14 protein-coding genes are annotated in these 15064 nt (G+C 40.7%); 5 read left to right on the top strand and 9 right to left on the bottom strand.

Annotated features, from left to right (window positions below):
* Positions 1-16: 16 nt before the first annotated feature.
* The 5 genes from sucA to sdhC form a co-directional block, all read right to left on the bottom strand.
* Entirely contained in the window at positions 17-2848 is a 2832-nt protein-coding gene (gene sucA, locus C9I86_RS00820; protein ID WP_107275355.1) for a 2-oxoglutarate dehydrogenase E1 component, read from the bottom strand.
* Between the two features lie 109 nt (positions 2849-2957).
* Positions 2958-3671 carry a succinate dehydrogenase iron-sulfur subunit gene (locus C9I86_RS00815; RefSeq protein WP_080156849.1) on the bottom strand — a complete coding sequence of 238 codons (714 nt, stop codon included), beginning with the start codon at positions 3669-3671 and terminating at the stop codon, positions 2958-2960.
* A 15-nt stretch (positions 3672-3686) separates the two neighbouring features.
* Positions 3687-5453: a succinate dehydrogenase flavoprotein subunit gene (gene sdhA, locus C9I86_RS00810; RefSeq protein ID WP_080156850.1), complete on the bottom strand. Its 1767-nt coding sequence runs from the start codon at positions 5451-5453 to the stop codon at positions 3687-3689.
* A complete protein-coding gene (gene sdhD / locus C9I86_RS00805) occupies positions 5453-5800 on the bottom strand; it encodes a succinate dehydrogenase, hydrophobic membrane anchor protein (RefSeq protein ID WP_080156851.1) in 348 nt (115 codons plus the stop codon). Before sdhD ends, sdhA begins: the two co-directional genes overlap by 1 nt.
* Positions 5794-6204 carry a succinate dehydrogenase cytochrome b556 subunit gene (gene sdhC / locus C9I86_RS00800; protein ID WP_080156852.1) on the bottom strand — a complete coding sequence of 137 codons (411 nt, stop codon included), beginning with the start codon at positions 6202-6204 and terminating at the stop codon, positions 5794-5796. The genes sdhD and sdhC overlap by 7 nt, the downstream gene beginning before the upstream one ends.
* 380 nt (positions 6205-6584) lie before the next feature.
* Here sdhC and C9I86_RS00795 point away from each other — a divergent pair, with 380 nt between their 5' ends.
* Positions 6585-7874: a citrate synthase gene (locus C9I86_RS00795; protein ID WP_080156853.1), complete on the top strand. Its 1290-nt coding sequence runs from the start codon at positions 6585-6587 to the stop codon at positions 7872-7874.
* Between the two features lie 146 nt (positions 7875-8020).
* On the opposite strand, the gene C9I86_RS00790 is transcribed toward C9I86_RS00795, so the two are convergent.
* Both C9I86_RS00790 and C9I86_RS00785 read right to left on the bottom strand, forming a co-directional pair.
* Entirely contained in the window at positions 8021-8779 is a 759-nt protein-coding gene (locus C9I86_RS00790) for a Nif3-like dinuclear metal center hexameric protein (RefSeq protein ID WP_080156854.1), read from the bottom strand.
* Positions 8780-8964: 185 nt separating this feature from the next.
* On the bottom strand, positions 8965-9168 hold the full coding sequence (locus C9I86_RS00785) for a DUF2517 family protein (protein ID WP_080156855.1): 204 nt from the start codon (positions 9166-9168) through the stop codon (positions 8965-8967).
* A 126-nt stretch (positions 9169-9294) separates the two neighbouring features.
* Between C9I86_RS00785 and C9I86_RS00780 the strand changes: the two genes are divergently transcribed.
* The gene (locus C9I86_RS00780) at positions 9295-10080 is read left to right on the top strand and encodes a DUF1853 family protein (protein ID WP_107275354.1); all 786 of its coding nucleotides are present in this window, start codon (positions 9295-9297) and stop codon (positions 10078-10080) included.
* A gap of 83 nt (positions 10081-10163) precedes the next feature.
* On the opposite strand, the gene pgm is transcribed toward C9I86_RS00780, so the two are convergent.
* Entirely contained in the window at positions 10164-11810 is a 1647-nt protein-coding gene (gene pgm / locus C9I86_RS00775; RefSeq protein WP_080156857.1) for a phosphoglucomutase (alpha-D-glucose-1,6-bisphosphate-dependent), read from the bottom strand.
* Positions 11811-11840: 30 nt separating this feature from the next.
* On the bottom strand, positions 11841-12383 hold the full coding sequence (gene seqA, locus C9I86_RS00770; RefSeq protein ID WP_080157181.1) for a replication initiation negative regulator SeqA: 543 nt from the start codon (positions 12381-12383) through the stop codon (positions 11841-11843).
* A gap of 104 nt (positions 12384-12487) precedes the next feature.
* Here seqA and C9I86_RS00765 point away from each other — a divergent pair, with 104 nt between their 5' ends.
* The 3 genes from C9I86_RS00765 (at position 12488) to fur (ending at position 15013) form a co-directional block, all read left to right on the top strand.
* The gene (locus tag C9I86_RS00765) at positions 12488-13252 is read left to right on the top strand and encodes an alpha/beta fold hydrolase (protein ID WP_107275353.1); all 765 of its coding nucleotides are present in this window, start codon (positions 12488-12490) and stop codon (positions 13250-13252) included.
* Positions 13253-13604: 352 nt separating this feature from the next.
* The gene (fldA, locus tag C9I86_RS00760) at positions 13605-14132 is read left to right on the top strand and encodes a flavodoxin FldA (protein ID WP_045072059.1); all 528 of its coding nucleotides are present in this window, start codon (positions 13605-13607) and stop codon (positions 14130-14132) included.
* A gap of 434 nt (positions 14133-14566) precedes the next feature.
* On the top strand, positions 14567-15013 hold the full coding sequence (gene fur, locus C9I86_RS00755) for a ferric iron uptake transcriptional regulator (RefSeq protein WP_080156859.1): 447 nt from the start codon (positions 14567-14569) through the stop codon (positions 15011-15013).
* Positions 15014-15064: the final 51 nt, after the last annotated feature.

The following is a 15064-nucleotide window of genomic DNA, read 5'->3' as shown; positions in this document are numbered from 1 at the left end:
TCCTTTTGTTCTCGTTCTAATTATTAGAATGGTCTTGAGATTGAATAGTTAATGCGTCTTCAACTAACGCTTTTTGTTGTTTCAAATGCACTGACATATACCCTACCGCAGGTGACGCTGATGCAGGACGTCCGGCATAACGTAAAAATGATCCAGCAGGTAAAGCAGAATAGAAGTTATGTTGACTAGAATACCATGCACCTTGGTTTTGAGGCTCTTCCTGACACCAAACGAAATCTGTTACATGTTGATAGTCAGCAATAGCTGCTTCAACATCTTCTTTCGGGAAAGGATACAGCTGTTCAATCCGCACAATGGCAACATTTGTTTGTTCATTTTTACGGCGCTGCTCTAGCAAATCGTAATACACTTTACCGGAACAAAAGACCACACGTTGCACATCTTGAGCAGGTAAAGCATCAACTTCACCAATTGCAGCCAAGAAAGTACCATTCGCAAGTTCATCTAATGTTGAGGTACACAATGGGTGACGCAACAACGACTTAGGTGACATCACAATTAATGGACGGCGCATTGGACGTACAACTTGACGTCGAATCATATGATAAACTTGGGCTGGGGTTGACGGCACAACCACTTGCATATTTTGTTCAGCACATAATTGTAAATAACGTTCAAGACGTGCAGATGAATGCTCTGGTCCTTGGCCTTCATAACCATGTGGCAGCAGCATGGTTAAACCACACATACGTCCCCATTTTTGCTCGCCAGAACTAATAAATTGATCTACCACCACTTGCGCACCATTGGCAAAATCACCAAATTGTGCTTCCCAAATGGTTAATCCACTTGGCTCAGCGGTTGCATAACCATATTCAAACGCTAATACCGCTTCTTCAGATAGCACTGAATCAATCACTTCAAACGGCCCTTGACCATTATGAATATGAGTTAACGGCATATAAGTACTGGCATCTTCTTGATTGTGTAACACCGCGTGACGATGGAAAAACGTACCTCGACCGGAATCTTGACCCGTTATGCGAATACGATGACCGTCATCAACCAATGTTGCATACGCTAAATTTTCAGCCATACCCCAGTCAATGGCTTTTTCACCTGCAATCATCGCTAAACGGTCGGTATAGATTTTTTGGACTCGACTTTGCAATTGGTGACTGGTTGGATACTGACATAAGCGTGTGCCTAACTCTTGTAAACGCTGCTCGTCAACTTTACTCTTCCAATCAACAGTCCAATCGTGACCTAAGTATGGTGCCCAATCAACCGAGTGCAATTTCATTGGTCGCCATTCTTTGACCACACACTCGCCACGATCTAATGCATCACGATATTCATTGACTAAACCTGTTGCGATATCTAATCCAAACGCGCCAATGTCAGTTAAATAATCGGCATACAATTTACGTGGCGTCGGATGTTTTTTGATTTTTTGGTACATCAATGGCTGCGTAGCGTTAGGTTCATCAGCTTCGTTATGACCATGACGGCGATAACACACTAAATCAATCACGACATCACGCTTAAACTCATGACGATAATCAAACGCCAGTCGAGTTACAAAAGCTACCGCTTGTGGATCATCCGCATTGACGTGAAAAATAGGCGCCTGCACCATTTTAGCTATATCAGTACAGTATTCGGTTGAACGCGTATCTTGAGGATTTGAAGTCGTGAAACCTACTTGGTTATTGATAACAATACGTACCGTACCACCAACACTATAACCACGAGCTTGAGACATATTAAAGGTTTCGGCAACAACGCCTTGACCCGCAATAGCTGAGTCACCGTGGATAGTAATTGGTAACACTTTATCGCCAGTATCATCACCTAAACGATCTTGGCGAGCGCGTACTGAACCAACAACAACAGGGTTTACAATTTCAAGATGTGATGGGTTAAAAGCAAGTGCAAGGTGTACATCACCGCCAGGGGTTGAGAAATCAGCAGAGAAACCTTGATGGTATTTCACATCACCCGTTCCCCAGCTCTCACCATGTTTACCCGCGAATTCATCAAACAGATCTTGTGGCTTTTTACCTAATACGTTAACTAACATATTTAAGCGCCCACGGTGAGCCATACCCACAACCACTTCACGTACACCTTGTGAGCCCGCATGACGAATCAACTCTTTCATCATTGGAATCATGGCATCGCCACCTTCTAACGAGAAACGCTTTGCACCAGGAAATTTTGCGCCTAAATAGCGCTCAAGACCTTCAGCTGCAGTTAATTCATCAAGAAAACACAATTGTTCATCGGTTGTAAATGAGCCCGTTCCCATCACAGATTCAAGTCGCTGTTGAATCCAACGCTTTTCTTCGGTGTCAGTAATATGCATATATTCAGCACCAATTGATCCACAATAGGTCTTTTTTAGGGCTGCATATATTTCACTGAGTTTCATGGTCTCTTGACCAATGGCAAACGAACCAACATTGAACGTTTCATTGAAATCATCGGCGGTTAGCGAGTGGAATTCAGGATCGAGGTCAGCAACATGATCGCGTTGCCATAACCCTAATGGATCAAGATTTGCGTTTTGGTGGCCTCTAAAACGGTAGGCATTGATTAACTGTAAAACTTTAACTTGTTTTGCATCAACGTCAGGATCATTAACAACAGCACTTAAGAAATGGGTTTCTTTTGCTAATCGTCGAAAATAATCACGCACACGAGAATGAGGTTGTTCAATAACCATATCATTAACGACAGGCAAGCCAACAAATACCTCTCGCCATTGGGTATCAACTAACTCTGGATCGCTAAGATACAACTCGTAAAGATCTTCTATATAAGTTGCGTTGGCACCAGCTAAATGTGAAGACTCAAGCCATGCCTTCATAACGCTATTCTGCATTATTTTCCCTTAACTACTGATTTATCGCCATTGGCATCGGTTTAATACCGAGCATTACAGTTAGTGGCCAATGCTTGGTTAACATTGAACCACTAACATATCGATATTTTTAAACTGCTTGTTTAAGCAGCATTGATTTTATGTGTCCAATCGCTTTTGTCGGATTTAATCCCTTAGGACAAACATTTACACAGTTCATTATGCCATGACAACGAAAAACACTAAATGCATCATCAAGTTCTGATAATCGTTGATCAGTCGCGGTATCTCGACTATCAATTAACCATCGATAAGCCGCTAACAAACCCGCAGGACCGATAAACTTATCAGGGTTCCACCAAAATGATGGACACGATGTCGAACAACAAGCGCACATAATACACTCATATAGACCGTCCAATTGAGCGCGATCTTCCGGCGCTTGTAAATTTTCTCTTGCGGGCGGTATTGTCGCATCATCAATTAAAAAAGGCTTTACTTTTGCGTAGTTACTATAGAACTGTTCCATATCAATAATCAAATCACGTATCACAGGTAACCCTGGTAACGGACGAATGACAATCGCACTGGTGTTAATTAACGCTGATAACGGTGTAATACACGCTAACCCATTTTTACCGTTCATATTAATACCGTCAGAACCACAAACGCCCTCACGACAAGAGCGACGGAAAGACAAGCTAGCATCTTGTTCTTTAAGTAAAATTAATGCGTCCAGTACCATCATATCTGAGCCATCAGGTACATCAAGCTGATAATCTTGCATATAAGGAACATCATCAGTATCTGGGTTGTAACGGTAAATTGAAAAATTCAGTTTCATCGTGGTGATCTCCCGTTAATAAACACGCGCTTTTGGCGGAAACGCTTCACGATGAATCGGCGCCATATTGACATCACGTTTCGTCATCGCTTCTGTTTCTGGATTATAAATAGAATGGCATAACCAATGAGTATCATCACGATCGGGGAAATCAAATCGCGCATGAGCACCACGACTTTCAGTACGATAATTAGCGGCAATCGCTGTTGCCATTGCGGTTTCCATTAAGTTATCTAATTCTAAACATTCAATACGCTGAGTATTAAACTCCGTTGAAGTATCATCTAATCGTGCATGCTGTAGACGTTCACGAATTGCTTTCAGCTCTTCCAAGCCAGCAGCCATTGCCTCGCCTTCTCTAAATACCGAGAAATTGTTTTGCATACACGCCTGCAAGTCTTTACGGATTTGAACAGGATCTTCACCTTCTTGAGTATTATTCCAACGGTTAAGACGAGCAAGAGAGGCTTCTATATCCGCTTCTGTCGCAGGTTTAGCTTCAGCTTGTGCCAATAATGTATGACCTAAATGCAATCCCGTTGCGCGTCCAAACACAACTAAATCAAGTAATGAATTGCCCCCTAAACGGTTAGCCCCATGCACGGATACTGATGCAATTTCACCGCAAGCAAACAAGCCTTGAATTTCTTCGTCCGCCCCATTCGCATTTTGTTTCAATGCTTGACCAGAGACTTGTGTCGGTACGCCCCCCATCATGTAATGGCAGGTTGGAATGACGGGAATAGGCTCTTTAACAGGATCAATATGAGCAAATGTACGTGACAATTCACAAATACCCGGTAAGCGCGATTCAAGAACATCTTTACCTAAGTGATCAAGTTTTAACTTCAAGTGAGGCCCCCATGGACCATCACATCCGCGTCCTTCACGAATTTCAACCATCATCGAGCGAGCCACTACATCACGACCAGCTAAATCTTTAGCATTTGGTGCATAACGCTCCATAAAGCGCTCACCATCTTTGTTAAGTAAATAACCACCTTCGCCACGACAACCTTCAGTAACCAATACGCCAGCCCCTGCAATACCCGTCGGATGGAATTGCCACATTTCCATATCTTGCATCGGTACACCTGCGCGTAACGCCATACCAACACCATCACCCGTATTAATATGAGCATTGGTGGTTGATGCATAAATACGCCCCGCACCACCCGTCGCTAAAATCGTCGCTTTAGCTTTGAAATAACACACTTCGCCAGTTTCCATGCACAAAGCCGTACAGCCAAGAATAACGCCATCTTCATTTTTAACTAAATCAAGAGCATACCACTCAGAAAAGATGGTCGTTTTATGCTTAATATTTTGCTGATAAAGGGTATGTAACAATGCATGACCGGTTCGATCTGCGGCCGCCGCTGTACGCGCCGCTTGCTCTCCGCCAAATTCTTTTGATTGCCCACCAAATGGACGCTGATAAATACTGCCATCATCAAATCGAGAAAAAGGTAAGCCCATTTTTTCTAATTCAATAACTGACTTAGGTCCATTTTCACACATATACTCAATCGCATTCTGATCACCAATATAATCAGAACCTTTCACCGTATCATACATATGCCATTGCCAATTATCAGGATGAGAATTCCCTAAGGCAACGGTGATCCCTCCTTGTGCAGACACCGTATGAGAACGGGTTGGGAACACTTTTGATAACAAGGCACATTTTAAGCCTTGCTCTGATATTTGTAGTGCAGCACGCATTCCTGCACCACCCGCGCCGATAACAACGGCATCAAATTCACGAACAGCAATGCTCACTACACACCCCACACAATAAAGAAACCTGAAAATAGGTAAATAAATAGAATTGCGACAACAGCAAACTGACAGCCAACCCTTAATAGTGCGGGTTTAATATAATCAGTAAGCACTTGCCATAAACCGATCCACGCATGAATTAAAATGGAGACCAAGGCTAACAGGGTAAAAATTTTAGTGGTCAGTTGCCCAAAAAAGGCTTGCCACGAAGCAAAGGTAATTTCAGGACCAAATGTAAAAAACCCCACTAAATAAAGGGTATATAACGTTAGAATAATGGCGGTTGCACGAATTAAAATAAAATCATGTACGCCGTTACGCCCAACAGAAGAGACACTGGCTACCATACTAATACTCCTGCAAACACGGATAATATCGCCACAATAACAAAGCTCACCTTAGTACTAGCAAGACCTGTTTCCATTTCTTCAAAATACCCAAAATCCATCAATAAATGGCGAATACCCAGAACGAGATGATAAAACAACGCCGTTAATATTCCCCATAACACCAATTTAACCACCACGCTATCTGTCACACTAACAGCAGCAGTAAATCCCTCAGGAGAAGACAACGACAGGTTCAGTAGCCATAATAAAATAGCGACAGCAACGAACGTAATCACGCCCGATACCCGGTGTAGAATTGACGCGATCGCCGTTAAGGGAAAGCGTATAGTTTGTAGGTTGAGATTGACTGGTCTAGACTTCTTTACTTTCACATTTTGCTCACTCAGCTTTATTAAAAGCATTTTATTTTTATTAAACGCTCTGATTGTTTCTATAGTGAGCCATCAAGAAACAGTTAAAAAATGCTACGTTACCATTAAAAGCAAAGTGTTGAGCAATATAATCGCTTTGTCTTTCAACCGCATTCCTTGCGCAGTTTATTAACAACTATTCATCTATATCACAACCAAATATCAACGTAACTATACCTAGCGTAACATTCAAAAACAAACTCAGTTACAATATATTACACACCAAGTTCACAAAAAAAGTACAAATATAGAAAAGTTATTAACAAGCGCACATTGATGAATACAAAAATTGACAATTGCTTCACCGAGCGGTACAACAAATATACATCCGTTTCGGATTCAGGATTCTACAAATAACAAAGGAGATTGTTATGGCAGATAAGAAAGCTACTCTTCATATAGAAGGGAAAGCACCTATCGAACTGCCGATTATCGAGGGCTCAGAGGGCCAAGATGTAATCGATGTGCGAAAACTAGGCGCAAACGGTTTTTTTACATTTGATCCAGGTTTTCTAGCGACAGCCTCATGTGAATCTCAAATCACGTATATTGATGGCGATAAAGGAATTCTGCTACATCGTGGTTTTCCTATCGATCAATTAGCGAATAATGCTGATTACTTAGAAGTCTGTTACGTTCTGTTATATGGTGAAGTCCCTACCCGTGCTGAGTATGAACAATTTCGTACTACAGTTACTCGCCACACCATGGTGCATGAGCAAATCGCAAGTTTCTTCCATGGCTTTCGCCGTGATGCCCACCCAATGGCAATTATGTGTGGCGTCGTCGGAGCTTTATCAGCGTTCTACCATGATTCATTAGATATCAATAATGATCTTCACCGTGAAATAACCGCCTTTAGATTATTGTCTAAAATGCCAACCTTGGCCTCAATGTGTCATAAATACACCACTGGCCAGCCTTTTATTTATCCTCGTAATGATCTCGATTACGCTGAAAACTTCCTTCATATGATGTTTGCTACGCCATGTGAGGAATATGAAGTCAGCCCAGTTGTGTCACGCGCAATGGATAAAATTTTCACCCTTCATGCCGATCATGAACAAAACGCATCAACATCAACCGTTCGTTTAGCCGGCTCTTCAGGTGCGAATCCATTTGCTTGTATTGCAGCAGGTATTGCTTCTCTTTGGGGGCCAGCTCACGGCGGTGCCAACGAAGCATGTCTAAAAATGCTGGAAGAGATTGGTAGCGTAGACAATATTCCTGAGTTTATTGAGCGAGCCAAAGATAAAGATGACCCATTCCGTTTAATGGGCTTTGGCCATCGGGTATATAAAAACTACGATCCACGTGCAACAGTGATGCGCGAAGCCTGTCACGAAGTACTTGAAGAACTTAAAATTGATGATCCATTACTTGATGTAGCGATGGAACTTGAACGTATCGCACTGTCAGATGAATATTTTGTCAGTAAGAAACTATATCCGAACGTTGATTTCTATTCGGGTATTATTCTCAAAGCGATTGGTATTCCAGTATCAATGTTTACGGTTATTTTTGCGATGTCACGTGTTATTGGTTGGATTGCGCATTGGAACGAAATGCACAGTGATCCAACGAATCGAATTGGTCGTCCACGTCAGCTTTATACGGGTTATTCACAACGAGAGTTTAAACCTCTCCATGAACGTGAGTAACTGAGGTTCGAGGTTCGAGGTTCGAGGTTCGAGGTTCGAGGTTCGAGGTTCGAGGTTCGAGAAAATAAAAAGGTTGAGACTAAAGCTCAACCTTTTTTACACTTAAAAAACAACAGTATAATTACCAATTATATCAAAGTAATTAGTTACACTGGGTTATTGATATCAATAAATTCAACATCACAACCATGTTCTTTCGCTAGCCATTCACCTAATGCTTTAACCCCATAACGTTCTGTTGCATGGTGCCCAGCGGCAAAATAATGAATACCAAGTTCACGTGCAATATGGGTTGTACGCTCTGATACTTCACCAGAAATAAACGCATCACAACCTTGCTCTACCGCAAGTTCAATATAATCTTGACCACCGCCAGTACACCAACCAACTTTTTTGATTAAAGCGGGTGCATTATCACCAATATGTAGTGGTTCACGTTGCAATGCCATCGCAATACGCGCTGCAAACTCTTCCCCTGTTAATGGCGTATCAAGTTCACCATAAATAGCAATTGAACGAGGGTTATTAATTTCTAATCCACCACTAATATCTAATCCAAGACGCTGCGCTAACTGAACGTTATTCCCCACCTGCGAATGAACATCAAGCGGTAAATGATAGGCATAAAGATTAATTCCATTTTCAATCAAAGCCTTAATACGACGATACTTCATTCCTCGAATTTCAGCAGCCTCACCTTTCCAGAAAAAACCATGATGAACGAGAATAGCATCTGCATGTTCGGCAATTGCACGATCAATCAATGCCTGACAAGCAGTAACCCCAGTGATGACCTTGTTGACCTCAGTCTTACCTTCTACTTGTAATCCATTAGGACAATAATCTTTCATCAATTGTGGTGATAAAAAATCATTTAACAAAGCTTCTAATTTAAGATTATTCATTGTCCAACCTTTTTTAATAACGTTATGCTATTGACTCTACAACATCTTATTCAAAAAATATCAGCCTTTAGTGACAATCTCAATCAACAACATCAATCACTCACAATGCTTATCTTATTATAAATACAAAAAAAGCCGCCATTGGCAGCTTTTTCAACAACAAATTGTCATACTAAATAAATCAGCTAACGACGTGAAGTACCATGTTCAAGTCGTGACAACCATAATGGCTTCGTGCTCGTCTGTGACCAGCAGCGGTACATATAACTCGTAAACCGTGTACGTTTATTAATAGGAATAAAAAGCAGCACCGGGAAACAGACGAAACCTAATAAAATCGTATAAATACGACGAGAGATAATATTCGCCATAGAAAATTGAGTGTACATTGCTAGCTCCTGCTTTTATAAACCTATTGGTACTTTAATCCAATAAATGAATGAATACTACAGAAATCAGGTCAATGATTAGCCAATAACAATAAAGAAAACGTTTACCTTAAGGAATATGTCAATATGTTACAGAATCATGATTTTTATCATCAAACAACGGCTGACTTTCATATGTTATTGACGATGCCTAATCTTGTGACCACCTGTGATTACGCGATGAGTAACCAATGGCTACACCAATTTTCAAAAAAGGCTATTATTCCAACCAATGTTCATTACCACGGTAATACACGTTTAGGCTTTTATTATCAATGGTTATGGCAACAGTTAATTATCCATCATCCCGATTACAGCCTTATTGGTGAAGAAATTCAATTACAGTGGCAACACCAGACTGTCGGTGCCATTGATTTTTTAGTCCATAACCATGGCAATAATGAAATTGAACATTGGGAAGTCGCTATCAAATTTTATTTAAGCTTCCAGCACCAATGGCCGGGTCCAAACGCTAACGATAATTTAGATAAAAAAACAAATAGAATGCGGAATCATCAACTCCAATTAACTACCCACCCTGCCTTTAGCCATCTCGACTATCCTCTGCCAACACAGCGTCGATTAATTATGCAAGGCCGCTTATTTAATGCGTGGCCAGAGGCTCAATCAGGCTCCGCTATGGTAATAAACCCCACCAGCCTCAAAGGTCATTGGTGTTATTGTTCACAAGCATCAGCACTGACTTTGCGCGCATTAGAAAAACGACAATGGATTGCGCCCCCCTCTTTTTCTCAATTAACAACAACACTTGATATCACTCAAATTATGGTACCGACGCAAGCAGTCGATAATAATGATACCGTTTGGTTTATTGTGCCAAACCATTGGCCTCAGCATAATCGTGAGCTATAAAAAAACGCCCTAATACTCTTTCAATAATGAAGAGAGTAATTAGGGCGTTTTTCGAATGTATTATCCGTTATGGCGCTAAGTTATTATAAACCAGCATCACTAAAGACTTTACTTACAATATCTTGTGCTTCTTTTTCGATAAGGGCTAGATGCTCTTTACCTTTAAAGCTTTCACAATAAATTTTATAAATATCTTCTGTACCCGATGGGCGAGCTGCAAACCAACCGTTTTCGGTCGTTACTTTCAAGCCACCAATCGCTGCACCATTACCTGGAGCATGTGTTAGTCGAGCAAGAATAGGTTCGCCTGCCAATGTTTCAGCAGCAACCATTTCTGGAGATAACTTGCTTAACACTGCTTTTTGTTCTTTATTAGCAACAGCTTGTAAGCGTGCATATTCTGAACTACCGAATTTAGCAGCAAGTTCATCGTAGTATTGTTGTGGGTTCTTACCTGTTACCGCTGTAATTTCTGCAGCAAGTAGACACAAAAGAATACCGTCTTTATCGGTTGACCAAGGCGTACCATCTTTACGTAAGAAAGAAGCTCCCGCACTTTCTTCGCCGCCAAAGCCCAAAGTACCGTTGTATAAGCCATCAACAAACCATTTAAAGCCAACAGGCACTTCAACTAATTCACGACCTAGTGCTGCAACAACACGGTCAATTAATGCACTTGATACTAATGTTTTACCAACAGCAACATTTTTACTCCACTCACTACGGTGACGGAATAAATAATCGATACAAACGGCAAGGTAATGATTAGGATTCATCAAACCAGCAGGTGTTACGATACCGTGACGATCGTAATCAGGGTCATTACCAAACGCTAAATCATAGTTATCTTTATAAGCAAGTAAACCTGCCATAGCATAAGGTGATGAACAGTCCATACGTACAACACCGTCTTTATCTAATGACATGAAACGGAACGATGGATCGATAGATTCATTTACTAACGTTAGGTCTAATGCATAATATTGAGCAATCTGACGCCAGTATTCGATACCAGAACCACCAAGAGGATCAACACCTAGCTTTAAGTTTGCTTTTTGAATTGCTTCAATATCAATAACATTTGCTAAATCAGCAACATAAGGTGCCACTAAATCTTGTTGTACAACAAGTTCAGAAGCAAAAGCGTCAGCAATTGACACACGCTTTACGTCAACCATACCATTCGCAATAATATCATTTGCACGTTGCTCAATAGCAGTAGTTAACTCACTTTCAGCTGGACCGCCGTGAACAGGGTTATACTTAATACCGCCATCTTGTGGTGGATTATGCGATGGAGTAATGACAATGCCGTCTGCTTTATCTGCATGTGCTTTATTGTGGCAAAGAATAGCATGAGAAATGCCAGGCGTTGGTGTGTAACCTAACCCTTCTTGTACTACTACTTTCACGTTATTCGCTACTAGCACTTCTAATGTTGAAGTGAACGCTGGCTCAGATAAAGCATGAGTATCCTTACCTAAAAATAGCGGTCCAGTTAAACCATTTGCTAGACGAACTTCAGCAATCGCTTGAGCAATAGCCCAAATATGATGCTGATTAAAAGTACCTTTATCAGCAGTACCACGATGTCCAGAAGTACCAAATGCTACCTTTTGTAGCGGATCAGTAATAGTTGGCTCAATCAGAAAATAATTAGCAACTAGTGCTGGAATATTATGCATATCTTCTTGCTGAGCGCGTTGACCCGCACGTGGATGGATTGCCATTGTCTTATCCTTGTAAAAACTCAATAGTGATTAAATTTCACCACAAACTTTATCAATAATATCAGAACTAAACCCCATCTTCGTCATTAATTGGTCAATCATTTGACGCTTTCTATCGGTATTAGTATTTGTGATCACCCAAAATGGGGTGGTTGGAATAGCTTTTGGTTTTGTTGTTTTACCACTGGTGAGCAATGTTTCTTCATCATGGGCAAAATAAACGCGTGTACGTCCTTTAATTGCCGCTGCTTCAGCGAAACCGTCAGCATCAATACGATAAAGAGAAGATAAGATCAGCATAAAACGGCCAATGGCTTTTTCTTGTGCCGCAAATTCATCTGAAATTAACACAGTACGCATTTCTTTAACGCGATCTATGGTCGGCTCATTACCAGCATCTCTGCTCACAACAATGCCTTTAGGACGAACAGGCATCACAACTGCAGGTTGCTGCAATTGCTCTTCTGGCACCATAAGCAAGCGACGTAAAATATCAGAAGCGCTTTCACCAATATGTTGAGTTTGGCTAGCGATATAACGATATAGCTCTTCGTCTACCTCAATAGTCTTCATGGTATTATTCATTATCATTCCGTTTAAAATTCTGGGTACGATTATAGCCTGATCCGAGGTTATACTCTATGGTAAATACCACACCTAACTAGAGAAAATAGCCAATGAATCTTCATTTTCGTGCTGAGGGCAAGGGTAAAACGATCGTTTTGATCCATGGTTTGTTCGGCAGCGCAGATAATCTTGGTCTTTTAGCCCGAGAATTAAAACATCATTATCACGTGATCAGCGTCGATCTTCGTAACCATGGTTTATCTCCGCACAACGATCTATTCAGCTATCAAGATCTTGCTCAAGATATTATTGATACGCTTGATCATTTAGCCATTGAACAGTTTGATGTGGTTGGGCATTCAATGGGTGCTAAAGTTGCGATGGCATTAACGGCCTTAATCCCTCAACGTATCCATCACCTCGTTGTTCTCGATATGGCTCCCGTCGCCTATCAAGGCCACCGTCATCAAAACGTATTTGATGGCTTACGTGAAGTTAATCGTCATTTAATCACTAAACGCAGTGAAGCAGAACAGTATTTAGCACGTTTTATCAATGATGCTGGCGTACGACAGTTTTTATTAAAATCGTTAGTAAAAACAGAAACAGGTTACCAATGGCGATTTAATGTTGAAGGCTTGATTGCTAATTACGCCACAATCATGGGCTGGCACCCAGCTTCGCAACCATTCACAGGTAAAACTTTATTTATCAAAGGTCAACTCTCTGATTATATTGAACCTCAATACCGTGATGCGATCATGGCACAGTTTCCAAACGCCAAAGCACATGTGGTAGCGAATACAGGTCATTGGCTTCATGCGGAGAAATCCGAAACGGTTAATCGAATTATTAATCAATTTTTGGACCAATAAACTAAAATAATACGCCATTATAATTGATGGTTAACTACAGTAGACTACAGGACTAACTATTAAATCCCTTACTCTACTGTGATATAGTCCGTAAAGGTTTGATAGCAATCCGATAAGACTTATTGCTATCTTCTGCTCTAGAGTAATGCAATGAAAGCGACCACTAAGTAAGCTAACGTCATTAACTATGAGCTATCATGCCCTTATGATGTAGGGCTACAATAAACAATGATGATATTTGGGCGAAAAAACATCAAATCGCCATCAAAAAGTAATTATCATTGTGTCGTTTATACTGATTTCTGTAAACTGCCCAAAAGCAGTTAACAATTTAATATGGGTAATATCTACTATGGCGAGCGTTGGACTCTTCTTTGGTAGCGACACCGGTAATACCGAAGCTGTCGCTAAAATGATTCAGAAGCAACTAGGTAGCAAGCTAGTTGAAGTAAAAGATATCGCGAAAAGTAGTAAAGAAGATATCGACAACTTTGATCTGATACTACTAGGTATTCCTACTTGGTATTATGGTGAACCACAGTGTGATTGGGATGACTTTTTCCCAGAGCTAGAGCAAGTTGATTTTTCAACTAAACTTGTGGCTATCTTTGGTTGTGGTGACCAAGAAGATTACGCAGAATACTTCTGTGATGCAATGGGCACTGTGCGTGACATCGTTGAAAGTAAAGGCGGCACAATTGTTGGTAATTTCTCAACTGCTGGTTATGAGTTTGAAGCATCAAAAGCATTAGTTGATGATGCAAACTTCGTTGGCTTATGTATTGATGAAGACCGTCAACCAGAGCTAACAGCACCACGTGTTGAGCAATGGGTTAATCAAATCTTTGATGAAATGTGCCTAGCTGAACTTGCTGACTAATCACTAGCAGCAATCCAATAAGAACGCGCTTTAATGGCGCGTTTTTTATTTTTATCAAATATATTACGGCTTCAGACAATAACATTCCGCTACATATTCTTACCTACCGCTATAATTTCAATAGTAATCAACGATAACAAAAATTTATCAATTCGCTCATTCAATGGCTAAACCCTAAAAATAAAAACCATAAGTTTAACGACAGCTTAACCAAACTTACCTTATAGTAATCAAACAAGACAACACACTATATAAACTGGTATGATGATGCATTTATTTACATTTTCGTTACAAATCGACAAGAAAAATAAAAGTAACACTTCTGCTAGATAACTGACCTTTTAAGGTTTATTGTTATCGTTGCGTCACTTATAATGAATCTATATGAGAAAGACTACTGCAACATTTTTGCAGCTAGCCAACAGGAAAATCGGATGTCAGATAATAATCACGCGCTAAAGCAAGCTGGTCTTAAAGTAACACTTCCTCGTCTTAAGATTTTAGAAGTGCTTCAACAACCTGATTGCCAACACATCAGTGCTGAAGACCTGTATAAAAAACTCATCGATATCGGTGAAGAAATTGGCCTTGCGACCGTTTACCGTGTCCTTAACCAATTTGATGATGCAGGTATTGTAACTCGTCACCATTTTGAAGGTGGTAAATCGGTATTCGAATTAGCCACTCAACATCATCATGATCATCTCGTTTGTCTTGATTGTGGTAAAGTAATTGAATTTTCAGACGAAATGATTGAGCAACGCCAGAAAGACATCGCGGCACGCTACAATGTTCGTTTAACAAACCATAGCTTGTACCTATACGGTCATTGCATGGATGGCGATTGTAATGCCGATGAAACGTTACACGACGAAAAATAACAATGACTAGTTATTTTCGCCCTAAAAACCAGTGATCAGTATCACTGGTTT

The organism is Photobacterium sp. NCIMB 13483 (assembly GCF_003025475.1).
Taxonomy (GTDB): domain Bacteria; phylum Pseudomonadota; class Gammaproteobacteria; order Enterobacterales; family Vibrionaceae; genus Photobacterium; species Photobacterium piscicola.
Note: the sequence above shows the minus strand (reverse complement) of the source record. Positions and strands in the feature narration are given on the sequence as shown.

Excerpts from the sequence above, each read along its gene's own strand:
- C9I86_RS00815 (WP_080156849.1), bottom strand. The coding sequence starts at position 3,671 with ATGAAACTGAATTTTTCAATTTACCGTTACAACCCAGATACTGATGAT.
- C9I86_RS00790 (WP_080156854.1), bottom strand. The coding sequence starts at position 8,779 with ATGAATAATCTTAAATTAGAAGCTTTGTTAAATGATTTTTTATCACCA.
- seqA (WP_080157181.1), bottom strand. The coding sequence starts at position 12,383 with ATGAAGACTATTGAGGTAGACGAAGAGCTATATCGTTATATCGCTAGC.
- pgm (WP_080156857.1), bottom strand. The coding sequence starts at position 11,810 with ATGGCAATCCATCCACGTGCGGGTCAACGCGCTCAGCAAGAAGATATG.
- sdhC (WP_080156852.1), bottom strand. The coding sequence starts at position 6,204 with ATGCTTTTAATAAAGCTGAGTGAGCAAAATGTGAAAGTAAAGAAGTCT.
- sucA (WP_107275355.1), bottom strand. The coding sequence starts at position 2,848 with ATGCAGAATAGCGTTATGAAGGCATGGCTTGAGTCTTCACATTTAGCT.
- C9I86_RS00795 (WP_080156853.1), top strand. The coding sequence starts at position 6,585 with ATGGCAGATAAGAAAGCTACTCTTCATATAGAAGGGAAAGCACCTATC.
- C9I86_RS00780 (WP_107275354.1), top strand. The coding sequence starts at position 9,295 with ATGTTACAGAATCATGATTTTTATCATCAAACAACGGCTGACTTTCAT.
- C9I86_RS00765 (WP_107275353.1), top strand. The coding sequence starts at position 12,488 with ATGAATCTTCATTTTCGTGCTGAGGGCAAGGGTAAAACGATCGTTTTG.
- C9I86_RS00785 (WP_080156855.1), bottom strand. The coding sequence starts at position 9,168 with ATGTACACTCAATTTTCTATGGCGAATATTATCTCTCGTCGTATTTAT.
- fldA (WP_045072059.1), top strand. The coding sequence starts at position 13,605 with ATGGCGAGCGTTGGACTCTTCTTTGGTAGCGACACCGGTAATACCGAA.
- fur (WP_080156859.1), top strand. The coding sequence starts at position 14,567 with ATGTCAGATAATAATCACGCGCTAAAGCAAGCTGGTCTTAAAGTAACA.
- sdhD (WP_080156851.1), bottom strand. The coding sequence starts at position 5,800 with ATGGTAGCCAGTGTCTCTTCTGTTGGGCGTAACGGCGTACATGATTTT.